Source organism: Sulfitobacter noctilucae, assembly GCF_000622365.1.
Taxonomy (GTDB): domain Bacteria; phylum Pseudomonadota; class Alphaproteobacteria; order Rhodobacterales; family Rhodobacteraceae; genus Sulfitobacter; species Sulfitobacter noctilucae.
In genome coordinates, this window is the sequence record NZ_JASC01000013.1 from 294,184 (window position 1) to 309,431 (window position 15,248).

Below are 15,248 nucleotides of genomic sequence, written 5' to 3' on the forward strand. Positions count from 1 at the left end.
CATTTCCGAAGGGGCTGTTATGAACGCAACAACCGGCACAACAATCCTGGCCGATGTCGGCGGGACCAACACGCGTGTGGCCACAGCAGGCATCAGCGGCCCCGAGAACATTCGGCACTTCGCGAACGATGAATTCACTAGCGTCTACGGCGTGCTGGATCGGTACAAGGCGCAAGCGCAGATCGGGACGGTCACGGCCTGCAGCATTGCAATGGCTGGTCCGGTGCGGGGCAATCAGGGGCGATTGACCAATCGGGCCTGGGACATCAGCGTTGCAGGCATCCGCGCCCATCTAGGCTGCGATGTGGCGGTACTGCTCAACGACCTGACGGCGCTTGGCTTCGCGCTTGGCAGCTTACCCGCCGACAGGGTGGCCTACATCAGCGCGGTGCCCGATACGCCAAGTAACGGGCAAGCATTGGTGGTCGGAATTGGCACGGGTTTTAACCTGTGCCCGGTAAGGCGCAGTGCTGATGGCACCGTTCACTGTTTCGAGGTCGAGATGGGTCATGCCGCCCTGCCCGCGCCGCTGCGCGATGCGCTCGAACAGGATCTCGGCCAGCATGCCAAGGCCTTCCCCACGCTTGAGCATCTGTTCTCGGGCAATGGCTTGGCGCAGTTTCACGCCTTCGACACGGGGACCGAACGAACCGCCCGCGCGGTTGTCGAAGCCAGCGAAAGCGGCGACCCGGCAGCGATGCAAACATTGATGAAGTACACTGGGCTCTTGGGGCAGCTATGTTCAGAGCTGGCGTTCCAGTATATGCCCCTTGAAGGTTTATATTTCGCAGGCAGCGTGGCGCGAGGTATTCTGCAACCTGCGTTTCTTGACCGCCTGCAAGCTGCACCCGCGGCTGGCAAAATCGGCGACATGCTGACCACAATACCAAAAGCTGTGATCCTGGATGATGCTGCCGCCCTGCGTGGGTGCCTTGCCGCACTTGACGCTTCGCGCTGACGATCGGGCAGCATCGCCGAACAGTCCTCTCTGCTTCAAAACTGCTCTATCCTCAAACCCGAGCAAAGTTTCCCTTTGGTTAATTTTATGTTGACTGACAGGCTATTGCTCAGCAGTGTCCAACAATAGGACACTATTCTGCTGGCTGCCGCCAATCAGATTTCGGGCAAACCGAACCACGGGTTGATCCATGATCAGACCCAACGCGGCACCATAGACAGAGGATCGTCCGTACATGCTTTCAGGGAGGAGAACATGAAAATGATGACAAATAAACTCAAAGCGACGGCGGGTGCCGCGCTACTGGGGTTGGGCCTTGCCGGACCAGCGGCAGCCCAGGATGACACCTTCAAGGTCGGTGTTATTACGTTCCTATCGGGACAAGCGGCAGAAAGCTTTGGCGTACCTGCGTGGAACGGTGGCAAACTGCTGATCGAAATGATGAACGAAGGCGGCAAACTGCCCGCACCCTATGACACGAAGGGCTTTGGCGGCATGAACATCGAGTTCGTTGTCGTGGATGAGGCCGGCGGTGCCACCAAGCAGGTTCAGGAATTCCGCAACCTCGTACAGCGCGAAGAAGTCGACGCGGTTGTCGGTTACGTTTCTTCAGGCGATTGTCTGGCGGTCCCGCCTGTCGCGGACGAGCTGAAAGCCTTCACAATCCTTTACGACTGCGGCACGCCGCGCGTGTTCGAGGATAACAGCTTTGAATATGTGTTCCGGACGGCTGCACATGCCACGATGGATAACGTCAGCCTTGCCCGTTACCTCAAGTCTCGCGACTTCGATGTACCCAGCTATGCCGGTTTGAATCAGGATTACGCCTTTGGCCAGGACAGCTGGGCGGACTTTACCGGCGCGATGGAACAGATCTATCCCGACGCCGAAGTAAAGACAGCGTTGTTTCCGAAATTCGGTGCCGGTCAGTATGGCACTGAAATCTCGGCGCTGCTTCGTGAACGGCCTGCACTGGTGCACTCCTCCAACTGGGGCGGTGACTTGCAGGGCTTTTTGATCCAAGGCACCGCACGCGGTCTGCATGAACGCTCGCAAATCGTGTTGGCAGCAGGCGACCACGTCATCCCGCAACTTGGCAACAAGATGCCCGATGGCATCTTTCTCGGTGCACGGGGTGTGAACGGTCTGGCCGCCCATGCCCGTGGCGGAGAGCTGAAAGAACTGACCGATACAATGTGGGATGCCTATGAAGCGGAATACGGCGTATTTCCTGTGCAGGCTCCCTTCCGCATGTGGCAGGCGCTTTTCGGTCTGAAGACAGCAGTCGAAAAGGCGATGGCAGACAACGGCGGCACCAAGCCCACCGATGAAGAACTTGCCGCCGCGATGAAGGGACTGACCTGGGACGCACCCTCTGGCCGCATTGAAATGGCACTGGCGGATGGTCATCAGGCGATCCAGCCGAACGCCATCGGTACGACCAAATGGAACGAGGCCGAGGGCAAGATGGAGCTGGTGGATGTCGAGTATTTTTCCGCCCGCTGCGTGAACCCTCCGGTAGGCATCAAAGCCACCGAGTGGTTGGCACAGGGTTTCCCCGGTGCCGAATGTGAGTGACACCGAACGGTGTTGAAAACCGGTCTGCCGCAGCTTTGCGGCGGGCCTGCCCTTCCATTTGATCACCCGGACACATCCTTATGGACCTTCTTGCAACCATCCTTGTTGATGGCCTGATTTATGCGGGCTGGCTGTTTATCGTCTCTGTCGGCTTGACGCTGGTTTTCGGCGTTCTGAACATCCTCAATATCGCGCACGGCAGTCTCTATGCCATCGGTGCCTATGCCTCCGCCTCTCTGGTCGGGGCCTATTTCGCCGCTGGCGGCAACGCTTTTCCCTTTGGCAGCTACATCGCCCTCATCCTGGCCGCAGTTCTTGTGGCCATCGTCTTGGGGCCACTGCTGGAACGCGGATTGCTGCGGTACTTTTACGGCCGTGACGAAGTTCTGAACGTGCTGGTCACCTATGCGGTCTTCCTGATCCTTGAGGACGTGATGAAGCTGATCTGGGGTGTTAACCCCTACTTCGTCTATGAGCCCTACACCTTGCTGGGCAATGTCGAGATCGGGCCCCTTTTCTACGTCGGCTATGATTTCGCCGTGATCGCGGCAGCGATTATCGTGGGACTTGCGGTCTGGCTGACGCTGAACCGCACAAGGATGGGCAAAGTCGTGCTGGCCGTGATCCACGACGCCGAAATCAGCCAGACGATGGGGGTGAATGTGCCACGCATCTATCTGGGTGCCTTTATGGCGGGCGCGTTCCTCGCGGCCCTTGGGGGCGCGCTGACTGCACCGATGATCTCGGTCACGCCGGGGCTTGGCCCCAATGTGATCATCGTGGCCTTTGCGGTTGTCATTATCGGCGGGCTTGGCTCCGTTCCGGGTGCGGCCATTGGCGCACTGATGGTCGGTATCAGCCGGGCGGCCTCGGTCCACCTCGTGCCCGAAGCGGAACTCTTTATCATCTACTTCGTGATGGCCATCGTCCTGATGTTCCGTCCCGAAGGTCTGTTTGCGAAAACACAGGCTAGGAAAATTTGATGCGCATGTCTGTCTATCTCTCCGCGATCATCGCCTTTGTCGCGCTTGCGGCGGGGTCAATTATCCTGCCCGATTGGGCGATGTTCCTTTTCGCGATGGCGCTGGCCAAAGGGCTGGTCTGTCTGGGTATCATCGGCATGATGCGCGGTGGTGTCGTGTCGTTTGGCCAAGGGCTTTACTATTGCATTGGTGCCTATACCGCGACGCTGATCGCCAATCACCTTGGAGTCTCTGACATATTCCTGCTGACCCTGCTCAGCGCGGCGGTCTGTCTGGTGGTTGGTCTGGTCTTTGGCCCCCTGCTCTCAAACTATCGGGGGATCTTTTTCGCAATGCTCTCGCTGGCCCTGTCCATGGTGCTTTACGGCTCGCTGTCCAAAATGAGCTTTATCGGCGGCACGGACGGATTGAACATCGGGGCACCCACGTTTCTGGGCTGGGCACCCGAAGGACGGCCCCTGCAAACAGCACTTTACCTTTATGTCGTGGCGATTGTCGTGATCAGCGGCACGCTGATGCGCATTTATTTCGACAGCGAACGCGGGCTGATCACATTGGCCACCCGCGACAACGAATTGCGGGTCGAATATCTGGGCGCATCGGTACGTAACCTGATGACATACAACTATGTCTTTGGCGCATTGCTGGGCGGCATCGGCGGCACAATCGCGGTGCTGGCGCTGGGCCATGTGGACCCGGAGTTCGCCTTCTGGACCACCTCGGGCGAGTTTGTCTTTGTCGCCATTCTGGCCGGATACTTATCGGTCCCGGCGGTCTTTGTCGCGGCAATCATCCTTGAGTTGGTCCGGTCGTTTTCCAACCTTTATTTCCCCAACACATGGCAACTGGCGCTTGGGATCTTCCTGCTTGTCGTCATCGTGGCACTGCCCAATGGATTGGGTTCCTTGGTCAGCAAACGCAAGGAGAACAAGACATGAGCGCCGGTGTGCTGGAAGTCCGCGATGTGCAGAAGAGCTTTGGCGCTGTCACGGCGGCCAAGGATGTTTCTGTCACCGTGCCACAAGGGTCCGTCTATTCACTGATCGGCACCAATGGCGCGGGCAAGACGACTTTTGTCAACATGGTGACGGGCTATATCAAACCCGATGCCGGTCAGATCAACTTTGACGGTCGAGACATTGCGGGGCTGGCCCCGCGCCAGATCACACGGCTTGGCATTCACCGGTCGTTCCAGATTGCGCAGTTGTGCAACGAACTGACCGTTGAAGAAAACATGCTGGTCGCCGGTGCGATACATGGCAAGACCGGGCCATCGTTCCTACGCCGTGCGGATGATGGCAGCGCCCGCGACCGCGCGCTGGCCACTCTGGAACGGTTCAACATCGCGGAACACCGCAACCGTCTGATCCCCGAACTGTCGGGCGGCGTAAAGAAACTGCTGGATATCGCCATGGCGATGGCGGGCGAGACACAGGTCATGCTGCTGGATGAGCCGACATCCGGCGTGGCCGCAGACGAAAAATTCCCCATCATGGATCTGGTGATCGAGGCGTTGAGGGCCGAGGGCGTCACGGTGATCTTTGTCGAACACGACATGGACATCGTCACACGATATTCCGAACGGGTGCTGGCCTTTTATGACGGTCAGATCATCGCCGATGACGCGCCTGATGAGGTTCTGTCAGACCCCGAAGTACAACGCTATGTGACTGGAGGCCCGGCATGACCCTGAAACTTGAAAATGTCGAAGTCTCAATTCAGGCGGCCCCCATCCTGCGCGGTGTCAGCCTTGAGGTCGCGCCCGGCGAACGTATGGGGCTGGTGGGCCGCAACGGGGCGGGCAAAACCACCATCATGCGCACCATTACAGGGCTGGCGACCCTCGGTGGTGGCAAGGTATCCTGGCAAGGCGAAGACATCTCGGCGATGGAACCGCGCGACCGTGCCCGGCTGGGTTTCGGCTACATGCCCGAAGACCGGCGGTTGATCCCTGATCTGACGGTAGAGGAGAACATGCTGCTTCCGGCCTGGGCCAATGAAGCCGTTGATGGGCCCAAAGGATTAGCATTCGTCTATGATCTGATGCCGGAACTAACCCAGATGTCACACCGCAAGGCTTTGCTTTTGTCTGGTGGCCAGCAGAAAATGGTAGCACTTGGACGGGCCCTTATTGCGGGCAAAAACCTGCTGTTGCTGGATGAACCTTTCGAAGGGGTGGCACCCGCGCTGGCGATGCGCATCTCCGACGTGATCAAATCGCTCAAGGGAACGGGCCTGTCTGTGTTGATCGCACAGTCCGAACTCAGCCATTCCGCAGACCTTCTGCAACGCGAAAGCGTCATCGAGCGGGGCGAAATCATCAAGGTCAACGTGATCGACCCCGCGTTGGCAGATCAAGCCTGAGCGGAGGTGATATGGCGCTCAAGGCAAAACCCCTGCGCGTACAACACGCCTACGAACAGGTTTCGCAAGAGATTGAAACGCAAATCCTGTCAGGGGCGCTGAAACCCGGTGATCCCCTGCCCGGCGAAGTCGAGATGGCGACCATGTTCGCCGTGAACAGATCGACGGTACGCGAAGGCATCAGGCGGCTGGAATGCGAAGGTTTCGTGCGCCGTACCTCGCCGCGCAAAATGGTGGTCAGCATCCCGCGCATGGCGGAGCTTTCCTCGCGCCAGACCCGCGCGCTGGGGATGCTGGAAGTCAGCTTTATCGAATTGTGGAATGTCGCTTTGGCGACCGAACCGCTCGCCGCCGAACTGGCAGCGATGCATGCCGGACCAGATGATCTTGCCGCACTCGATGCAATACACGCCGCCCTGATTGCGGCAGAGGACGAAGGCAAAACCTCTGCCGAACTCGATACCGCTTTTCACTCCCGCATCGCGGCGGCCAGCAAGAACCGCGTGCTGCAACTGGCCCGCGAACCCATCGGCTTCCTGCTCTACAGCGGCATAGACGCACTGATCCCGAATCTGCCACAAGCATTGTCCCGGCAGGTCGTTGCCCACGGCCATGTGATCGAAGCGGTCCGCGCAGGCGATCCTCCGAGTGCCCGCAACTGGATGCGCCGCCATATCGACGATTTCAAGCGCGGGTATGAATTGGCCGGTCTCCCGCTGGACGCACCGCTTGCAGGCGTGACAAGTAAACTCGCAGATATGGGGCAAACGCCATGATGCGCCGCGAATATCATTATGACAGCAGAGTGTTCACCTGCTATGCGGACCGGCCCAAGAACGTCTACGACATGCTTGCCCGCTCGGTGGAAAGCCACCCTGACAGCACCGCTCTTTTGTGTGGCAACGAGCGGCAGACCTACACGCAACTAGACATCAGCGTTCGCGCCGTTGCCGCGGGTCTTGCCGAGCGGGGTGTTGGGCCGGGGGATCGGGTTGCAATGCTCTTGGGCAATGGCATTCCCTTTATCGTCGTTACCTATGCCGCTGCCTATCTGGGTGCTGTCACTGTCCCGCTGAACACCCGCGACCAGAAACCCGGCATCTGCCATGCGCTCGTCAACTCCGAAGCAATGGCCCTGATTGTCGATGCAGAATTTTGCGATCTCGTACCCGATCCGGCGGACACACCGCACCTTACTGCGCAATTTTCGGTTGGTGATGTCGAAGGTTTCGATAGCTACGAGGCACTCCTTGCGACGCCCCCAAATCGCCCTCTCGCCGATACCGAAGAGGACGCAATTGCGACGATCCTCTATACCTCAGGGACCACGGGTGTCCCCAAAGGGGCCACGCTGACTGGCCTTGGTATCGTCCATTCCGCCACCAACTTCATGCGCACCATGTCATTGGGGCCGGATGACATCACCATCGTCGTCGTCCCGATGAACCATGTGACCGGACTGGTCGCGGGCATCCACGCGCTGATCCGCTGCGGCGGGTGCATCGTGATACAGCGGGCCTTCAAGGCTGTCGAATTTCTGGAATGCGCGGCACAACATGGCATGACCTGCTCTTTGATGGTGCCTGCCATGTACAACCTTTGTCTGCACCAGGCGAACCTGGCGGATTATGAACTGTCGGCTTGGCGCATTGGCGGCTATGGCGGTGCGCCCATGCCTGCCGCCACCATCGATAGGCTAGCCAAGGCGCTCCCCGGCTTGGGCCTGATGAACGCCTATGGCGCCACTGAAACCACATCCCCCGCGACCATCATGCACGCTGACCAAACCGCGAGCAGACGCTTGTCCGTGGGTCGCCCCATGCCGGGTGCCGAGATTTGCGTGATGGATGATAATGGCTGCGAAGTCGCCCCAGGCAATAGCGGGGAGCTGTGGATACGCGGCGCGATGGTGGTGCCCGGCTATTGGCGCAACCCGGAAGCCGACGCACGCGAATTCGCGGCGGGCTTCTGGAAATCCGGTGATATCGGCATGATCGACGCCGAAGGCTATGTGCATGTGCTTGACCGCAAAAAGGATCTGGTCAATCGCGGCGGCCACAAGATTTTCACTGCCGAAGTAGAAAGCGTGCTGACAGCCTTGGACGGCGTGATCGAAGCTGCCGTGGTTGCCAAACCTTGCCCCATTCTGGGAGAGCGGGTGCATGCCGTCTTGTCCGTCACACCGGGCAAGATTGACGAGGATAGGCTGAAAGCCCATTGCGCCACACAACTCGCTGACTACCAATGCCCCGAAAGCTACACCCTGCGCGACGTGCTTTTGCCACGTAACGCCAATGGCAAGATCATCAAACGCCAGATCAAGCAGGAGCTTGGCTTTGACACTGCGTAAAGCCAGGCAACTGATACCAAGACAGGATACCCACCCATGAACCCCCATCTGGAACGCCACGGCATTTCGCAACGCGCCCTTGATATTGCGGACAAGGTCGAAACCTTCGTGCGCGAAAAGATCGTCCCTTATGAGGGCGACGCCCGCTGCGGCGCGCATGGACCAAGCGACGACTTAGGCGATGAAATGAAGGCGCTGGCGCGGGATGCGGGCGTGATGACGCCGCATATTCTTGAGGGTGGCGATCACCTGACCCAGCGCGAAACCGCTGCCGTGCTGATCCGATCCGGCCTGTCGCCACTAGGTCCGCTGGCCTGCCACACCTGCGCACCGGATGAAGGCAATATGTTTCTCTTGGGCAAGGTCGCCTCGCCCGAACTCAAAGAACGCTTCCTGCCCCGTATGATCGACGGCAGCATGCGCACGGCGTTTTTCATGACCGAACCCGCGGATGAAGGCGGCGCGGGGTCCGACCCGTCGATGATGCTGACTACCTGCAAGATGGACGGCAATCACTGGGTCATCAACGGGCGCAAGACCTATATCACCGGTGCGGAGGGCGCGGGCATGGGCATCATCATGGCCAAATCCGACGATGGTGCCTGTATGTTTCTCGTCGATCTGCCCGACCCCGCCATCCGGATCGACCGCGTGCTTGATACCATCGACAGTTCCATGCCCGGCGGCCATGCAGTAATCACCATCGACAACCTGCGCGTGCCCGCCGATCAGATGCTTGGGGCCTCTGGCGAAGGGTTCAAATACGCACAAGTCCGCCTTGCGCCTGCGCGGCTGAGCCATTGCATGCGCTGGCTCGGGGCCTGCGTGCGCGCCAACGAGATTGCCGGCGACTACGCCAACCGGCGCATGGCCTTTGGCAAACCGCTGGTCGATCACGAAGGCGTCGGTTTCATGCTGGCCGAGAACCTCATGGACCTCAAACAGGCCGAGCTGATGGTCTATTGGTGCGCCGATGTGCTGGACAGCGGTGCGCAGGGCGGTGCCGAAAGCTCTATGACCAAAGTTGCGGTGTCAGAGGCGCTGATGCGCGTCGCCGACCGTTGTGTGCAGTGCATGGGCGGACAAGGCGTGACGGCAGATACCATCGTGGAACAGGTGTTCCGCGAGATCCGCGCCTTCCGCATTTATGACGGACCCACAGAGGTGCATAAGTGGATCCTCGCGAAAAAGATCAAACGCGACTGGAAAGCGTTGAATGCAGACTGACCCAACACGCAGAAAGACCGTCCGATGAGCACCCCAATTCTTCTTGAGATCACTGACGGCACTGCCCGGATCACGCTGAACCGCCCGGACAAAGGCAATGCACTAGACCAGCCCATGGCCGATGCGCTTTTGGCTGCGGCCATCAAATGCGCCAATGATCCGGCGGTCCGCTGTGTGGTGCTGACCGGGGCAGGCAAGATGTTCAGCGTTGGCGGCGATATCGGTGCGTTCGCGTTGAACAGTGATGGCATCGCGCCGTTTCTGGCGCAATTGGCCGGCACCCTGCATCAGGCGCTCAGCCAGTTTGCCGCGATGCAAAAGCCGCTGATCACACTGGTCAACGGCACCGCTGCGGGCGCGGGGCTCAGTATGGCGATATCCGGCGACGTGGTGCTGGCCGACCCAAATGCGATGTTCACCACGGCCTATCTGGGCATCGGCCTGACACCGGACGGCGGCATGACATGGCTGCTGCCGCGCCTTGTCGGGATGCGCCGCGCACAAGAGATGATTATAACCAACGCCCGTGTCAGCGCCGAGAAGGCCGCCGAGATCGGCCTTGTCACGCGTCTTGCCGCTCCCGGCGCGCTGATGGACGAAGGCGACGTGTTGGCCCGCCAGCTTGCCGATGGTGCGGTGGGTGCCATGGGGCAAGCCCGGCGGTTGCTGCATGACAGCTCAAGCTCCGGTTTCGCCAGCCAGATGGACCGCGAGCTTGCCGCGATCACCGCAGCGGGCAGCGGTCCCGAAGGCCGCGCAGGCATCGAAGCATTTCTGGCCAAACGCAAACCCGATTTTGAAAACGGCGGCTAAAGCCGCATGATGATTATACCAAAGGACACCCCTGCATGAGCCTGCTTTTCCAACCGCTCGACATTGGCGCACTAACCATACCCAACCGTATCGTCATCGCGCCCATGTGCCAGTATTCCGCCATCGACGGGACCGCGCAGGATTGGCATCTGATCCATCTGGGTCATCTGGCGTTGTCGGGCGCAGGCATGATGATTATCGAGGCGACCGCGGTTTCTGCCAAGGGGCGGATCACGCCGGGGTGTCTGGGCCTGTATTCCGACGAGAATGAAGCCGCGTTGGGTCGTGTCATCAACGCCGTTCGCCAGCATTCCAACATGCCCATTACCATCCAGATCGGCCATGCCGGGCGCAAAGGATCAAGCGAAACACCATGGGACGGAGGCGGCCAGATTGCACCGGGTGCCGATCAGGGCTGGAAGGCCGAGGCGCCTTCGGCCCTGCCCCATGGACCCGGCGAGGATGCACCGGATTCATTGGATGCTGCCGGGCTGAAAAGGGTCAAAGACGATTTTGTCGCCACCGCCAAACGCGCCGTCAGACTGGGCTTTGAAGGCATCGAATTGCACATGGCGCATGGCTATCTGCTGCATCAGTTTCTGTCGCCTTTGGCAAACGAACGAAGCGATGATTACGGGGGCAGCCTTGAGAACCGGATGCGGTTCCCGCTGGAGGTATTCGAGGCGATCAAGGCCGCTGTGCCTGATGATCTGCCCGTTTGGGTGCGTGTCTCTGCCACCGATTGGGTGCCGGATGGCTGGGATCTGGACGATACGATTGCCCTGTCGCATCAGCTCAAGGCACGCGGATGTACCGCGATTCACGTCACCACCGGGGGCGTTTCCCCGAAGCAGGAAATTCCGGTCGCCCCCGGGTTTCAGGTGCCTTTCGCCACACAGATCAAGGCGGAGGTTGGCTTGCCCACCATTGCCGTCGGGCTGATCACCGAACCCGAACAGGCCGAGCAAATCTTGCAGGAGGGAGAGGCTGATGCCATCGCTCTGGCCCGTGGTCTGCTTTATAATCCGCGCTGGCCGTGGCAGGCGGCGGCCGCCTTGGGTGATGAGATTGACGCGCCCCCGCAATACTGGCGCTCGCAACCGCGCGAGCATCCCGACTTGTTCAAAGGCTCGAAAGTCGGCTTTCGCTGATCCGATCCTGCAAACACCACACAGACAAGGTGCCGACATGACTGATTTCACATTCAATACCACCCCGTCGATCCGGCAAATCAATGGCGGCGCGGCGCAACTCGGCAGCCTCTTGGCGGGCATGGCTTTCGCCAACACGAGCGCGAGCGTGATGTTCGTCACGGACCCCGGCATTGTCAAACTGGGCCTCTGCGATGCGGCTCTGCAAAACATCAAAGAAAGCGGGTTCAGCGTCACAATCTTCGACGGCGTGGAACCTGACCCAAAGGCCACCACCGTCCTCGGCGCTGTCGAGATTGCTAAGGCCGAGAATATCGCCTGTGTCGTCGGTTTTGGCGGTGGCAGCTCGATGGACGTGGCCAAGGTTGTGGCTCTGCTAGCCCGCTCTGGCCAGCCGATTGACGAGGCCTACGGCGTAGGGCAAGCGACCGGATCGCGCTTGCCGCTGGTGCTGGTCCCGACCACCGCCGGCACCGGATCCGAGGTGACCGCCGTATCGATCCTTACCACCGGCACGGAAGAAAAGAAGGGCATCGTTTCGCCCATAATCCTGCCCGACGTCGCCTTGCTGGACGCGGAACTGACGCTGGGCCTGCCGCCGCATATCACCGCCGCCACCGGCGTCGATGCTATGGTTCACGCGATCGAGGCCTATACTTCGCGCAGCGCCAACAACAATCCGATCTCCAAGATGCTCGCGGTACAGGCGCTGGACCTTCTGGGCGCGAACATCCGCACAGCGGTCAGCGATGGCAGCAATATCGAGGCGCGGCAGAACATGCTGCTGGGGTCAATGCTGGCAGGGCAGGCCTTTGCCAATGCGCCTGTCGCCGCCGTGCACGCGCTGGCCTATCCTGTGGGCAGCCTTTTTCACGTCCCCCACGGTCTCTCTAACGCGCTGGTACTGGCCGAGGTGATGCGCTTTAACGCGCCCGAATGTGCCACGGAATATGCAGCCCTCGCGCCCCATGTCTTTGCCGATATCGACACCGCCCGTGGGGCGCAGGCGATCTGCGCGGAGTTCATCGAACGGCTGGTGGCACTGAACGTCGATCTGGGGCTGGAAAAAGGACTACGGCAGGTCGGCATCAATGAGGCTGACCTTGACCGGCTGTCATCGGATGCGATGAACCAGACCCGTCTGCTGGTGAACAATCCACGGGAAGTGACACTGGCCGATGCGCGACACATCTATGAAGCGTCGATGTAGCGCCTAGACCGACACCGCCGCCAGCAGATCCTCGCGGGTGATCTCTTCTTTGGCGACGTTGCGGATGACATGCCCGCGTTCCAAAACGATGATCCGGTCCGCCAGATCAAAGGCGAAGTCGAAATACTGCTCAACCAGAACGATCGCCATATCGCCCCGGTCACGCAGCAGGCTGATCACTTTGCCGATGTGCTGGATGATATTGGGCTGGATGCCCTCGGTCGGTTCGTCCAGCAGCAGCAACTTGGGTTTGGTAATTAGCGCCCGCGCGATGGCCAGCTGTTGCTGCTGCCCGCCCGACAGATCACCGCCGCGCCGGTGCTCCATTTCCTTAAGCACGGGGAACAGCTCGAAAATATCGTCGGGGATAAAATGCTCGGCCTTGGGCAAACACGCGAATCCGGTTTGCAGGTTCTCGCGTACGGTCAGCAGCGGAAAGATATCGCGCCCCTGCGGAACATAGCCGACACCCATCCGCGCCAGCCGATCCGCAGGCAGCTTGCCACAAGGCGCGCCGTCCAACAGCATCTCACCTCCCGAACGTGGATGCGTGCCGGAAATCGCCCGCAGTAGGCTGGTTTTGCCCACGCCATTGGTGCCCATCACACAGGTCACCTCGCCCAGATTGGCCTCCATCGAAATACCATACAGAATTTGGGAGTTGCCGTAATGCAGATCCAAATTTTCAACACTCAACATGGTTAGCGTCCCAGATAGACGTCGATGACGTCTTGGTTTTTGGTCACATGATCCAGCGATCCCTCGGCCAGCACCGACCCTTCGTGCAGCACCGTCACCTTGCAATTCAGCCGCCGCACGAATTCCATGTCATGTTCCACCACCACCACCGCCCGAGTCTTGGCCGCCTTGACCAGAATTGCCGTTGTCTTCTCGCGCTCCGCCGGGGTCATGCCCGCTGCGGGCTCATCGACCAGCAACAGTTTTGGCTCCTGCGCCAGCAGCATCCCAATCTCAAGCCATTGCTTCTGCCCGTGGCTTAACTCGCCTGACACCCGTTCAAGCGCGTCGTGCAAGCCAATCTCGGTCGCCAGTTCAGCCACTCGCGACAGATCATCTGCGGAAGGTTTGAAAAATAGAACGGCAATCGGGCTGCGGTCTTTGCGCAGCGCCATCAGCAGGTTTTCCTGCACCGTCTGCTCTTCGAACACCGTGGGCTTCTGGAACTTGCGGCCAATACCGGCCTGCGCGATCTTTGCCTCTGACATCCCGACAAGCGACACGCTTTTGTCGCCCCAGATGACATAGCCATCGTCGGGTTTGGTCTTTCCTGTGACAATGTCCATAAATGTCGTTTTGCCCGCGCCGTTCGGACCGATCACTGCGCGCATTTCCGCAGGTCCGATCTGGAAAGACAGGTTGTTGATGGCGCGGAACCCATCGAAACTGACGGTCACGCCAGAGACCTCAAGAAGCGTGCTCATTCGCCTGTCTCCTTGCGGATGCGGCCGACCAGATCGAACAGCCCCCCGATGCCGCGGGGCGCATAAAGCGTGATCAGCACAAAGCTGAGGCCCAGCAGCACCAGCCACCAGTCAACCCAGCGGATCGTATAGAACCCAAGCGGCACATCAGGGGCCTGCCCGCCGGTGAACCAACTCGATACAAGGCTGACGAAAGCGGTCCCGATTACCGCACCATAGAGCCTGCCGCGCCCGCCAATCGCCACCCAGACCGCCAGATAGATTGACGCGATGGGCGCGACCTCAGCCGGGTTGATGATGCCCGCCTGCGGATAATAAAGCGCTCCGGCGATGCCGGAAATGCAGGCGGTTAGGGTGAAGACCGCCAGCTTGTAGGTCTCGACCGAATAGCCCAGAAACCGCACCCGCGCCTCGTTATCGCGGATGCCCCGAATGACCGAGCCGAATTTACCCGACACCACCCATGCCACCAGGAGATACCCGAGGCCCAGCGCCAGCGCCGAAGCCCAGAAGAACCACAGCGACACCACCGATTGCGGTGCGGTAACCCCCGGCAGGTTCTGCAAGCCAGACAATCCGTTGTTGCCACGCAATCCGCTGGCGTTCTGGAACAGGTAAAGCGATAGGCCCAGCGTCATGGCTTGCGTGAGGATCGACAGATACACGCCCGTCACCCGGCTCCGAAACGCCAGCCAGCCAAAGACCAGCGCCAGCACACCCGGCACCAGAATGACCAAGGCCAGTTGCAACACCAGACTGTCCGCGACGGCCCAGATCAACGGAAACTCGCTGCTGCCGACAACGCCGAAAATCTGGTTGCCGATGGCGGCCTGCACTTCTTCTGGCGTGGGTGGCAAAACGCCTTCGGACAATGCGCCTTCGACAATCTGGCGGGTGCGTTCGTACATCAGCCACATGCCGATCATGTAGCCACCCAGCCCGAAGAACGCGAAATGACCCAGCGACAGGATACCCGTATATCCCCAGATCAGGTCCATCGCGATGGCGATCAGACACAGGCACAACGTCTTGCCCAGGGTCTTTACGAAGCTGGTTGAGACGAGGCCAACCCCGAACCCTTCGGATAGGACAGTGACACCCAGCGTGAAGAACGCCAGCAGCGACAGAAAAATCAGCACCGATGGGTTTCGTGCGATGAAAGAGCGGTTCAT

Annotated in this window: 15 protein-coding genes; 12 read left to right on the forward strand and 3 right to left on the reverse strand. The window is 59.8% G+C overall.

Features of this window, described 5'->3' with window-relative positions; genetic code table 11:
* Window positions 1-19: 19 nt before the first annotated feature.
* The 12 genes from Z945_RS0108190 to Z945_RS0108245 all read left to right on the forward strand — a co-directional run bounded on the left by Z945_RS0108190 (window position 20) and on the right by Z945_RS0108245 (window position 12,634).
* The gene (locus tag Z945_RS0108190) at window positions 20-958 is read left to right on the forward strand and encodes a glucokinase (RefSeq protein WP_025051618.1); all 939 of its coding nucleotides are present in this window, start codon (window positions 20-22) and stop codon (window positions 956-958) included.
* A 255-nt stretch (window positions 959-1,213) separates the two neighbouring features.
* Complete coding sequence (locus Z945_RS0108195; protein ID WP_025051619.1) at window positions 1,214-2,536, forward strand: ABC transporter substrate-binding protein; 1,323 nt, start codon at window positions 1,214-1,216, stop codon at window positions 2,534-2,536.
* 80 nt (window positions 2,537-2,616) lie between these two features.
* Window positions 2,617-3,519: a branched-chain amino acid ABC transporter permease gene (locus Z945_RS0108200; protein WP_025051620.1), complete on the forward strand. Its 903-nt coding sequence runs from the start codon at window positions 2,617-2,619 to the stop codon at window positions 3,517-3,519.
* 5 nt (window positions 3,520-3,524) lie between these two features.
* The gene (locus Z945_RS0108205) at window positions 3,525-4,457 is read left to right on the forward strand and encodes a branched-chain amino acid ABC transporter permease (RefSeq protein ID WP_206537302.1); all 933 of its coding nucleotides are present in this window, start codon (window positions 3,525-3,527) and stop codon (window positions 4,455-4,457) included.
* Entirely contained in the window at window positions 4,454-5,206 is a 753-nt protein-coding gene (locus Z945_RS0108210; RefSeq protein WP_025051622.1) for an ABC transporter ATP-binding protein, read from the forward strand. The genes Z945_RS0108205 and Z945_RS0108210 overlap by 4 nt, the downstream gene beginning before the upstream one ends.
* Entirely contained in the window at window positions 5,203-5,883 is a 681-nt protein-coding gene (locus Z945_RS0108215; RefSeq protein WP_025051623.1) for an ATP-binding cassette domain-containing protein, read from the forward strand. Before Z945_RS0108210 ends, Z945_RS0108215 begins: the two co-directional genes overlap by 4 nt.
* An 11-nt stretch (window positions 5,884-5,894) precedes the next feature.
* Window positions 5,895-6,659 (forward strand): FadR/GntR family transcriptional regulator, encoded by a 765-nt coding sequence (locus Z945_RS0108220; protein ID WP_025051624.1) that lies wholly within the window; start codon window positions 5,895-5,897, stop codon window positions 6,657-6,659.
* Complete coding sequence (locus tag Z945_RS0108225) at window positions 6,656-8,233, forward strand: class I adenylate-forming enzyme family protein (protein ID WP_025051625.1); 1,578 nt, start codon at window positions 6,656-6,658, stop codon at window positions 8,231-8,233. The genes Z945_RS0108220 and Z945_RS0108225 overlap by 4 nt, the downstream gene beginning before the upstream one ends.
* A 36-nt stretch (window positions 8,234-8,269) precedes the next feature.
* A complete protein-coding gene (locus tag Z945_RS0108230) occupies window positions 8,270-9,460 on the forward strand; it encodes an acyl-CoA dehydrogenase family protein (protein ID WP_037970803.1) in 1,191 nt (396 codons plus the stop codon).
* Between the two features lie 24 nt (window positions 9,461-9,484).
* Window positions 9,485-10,273 (forward strand): enoyl-CoA hydratase/isomerase family protein, encoded by a 789-nt coding sequence (locus Z945_RS0108235; RefSeq protein ID WP_025051627.1) that lies wholly within the window; start codon window positions 9,485-9,487, stop codon window positions 10,271-10,273.
* Window positions 10,274-10,308: 35 nt separating this feature from the next.
* A complete protein-coding gene (locus tag Z945_RS0108240) occupies window positions 10,309-11,424 on the forward strand; it encodes an NADH:flavin oxidoreductase/NADH oxidase (protein WP_025051628.1) in 1,116 nt (371 codons plus the stop codon).
* Between the two features lie 37 nt (window positions 11,425-11,461).
* On the forward strand, window positions 11,462-12,634 hold the full coding sequence (locus tag Z945_RS0108245; protein WP_025051629.1) for an iron-containing alcohol dehydrogenase: 1,173 nt from the start codon (window positions 11,462-11,464) through the stop codon (window positions 12,632-12,634).
* 3 nt (window positions 12,635-12,637) lie between these two features.
* Here Z945_RS0108245 and urtE read toward each other — a convergent pair whose 3' ends face one another.
* The 3 genes from urtE to urtC are packed head-to-tail and all read right to left on the reverse strand — an operon-like array spanning window position 12,638 to window position 15,248.
* Complete coding sequence (urtE, locus tag Z945_RS0108250; RefSeq protein WP_025051630.1) at window positions 12,638-13,333, reverse strand: urea ABC transporter ATP-binding subunit UrtE; 696 nt, start codon at window positions 13,331-13,333, stop codon at window positions 12,638-12,640.
* Window positions 13,334-13,335: 2 nt separating this feature from the next.
* Complete coding sequence (urtD, locus tag Z945_RS0108255) at window positions 13,336-14,076, reverse strand: urea ABC transporter ATP-binding protein UrtD (RefSeq protein WP_025051631.1); 741 nt, start codon at window positions 14,074-14,076, stop codon at window positions 13,336-13,338.
* Entirely contained in the window at window positions 14,073-15,248 is a 1,176-nt protein-coding gene (gene urtC / locus Z945_RS0108260; protein ID WP_025051632.1) for an urea ABC transporter permease subunit UrtC, read from the reverse strand. The genes urtD and urtC overlap by 4 nt, the downstream gene beginning before the upstream one ends.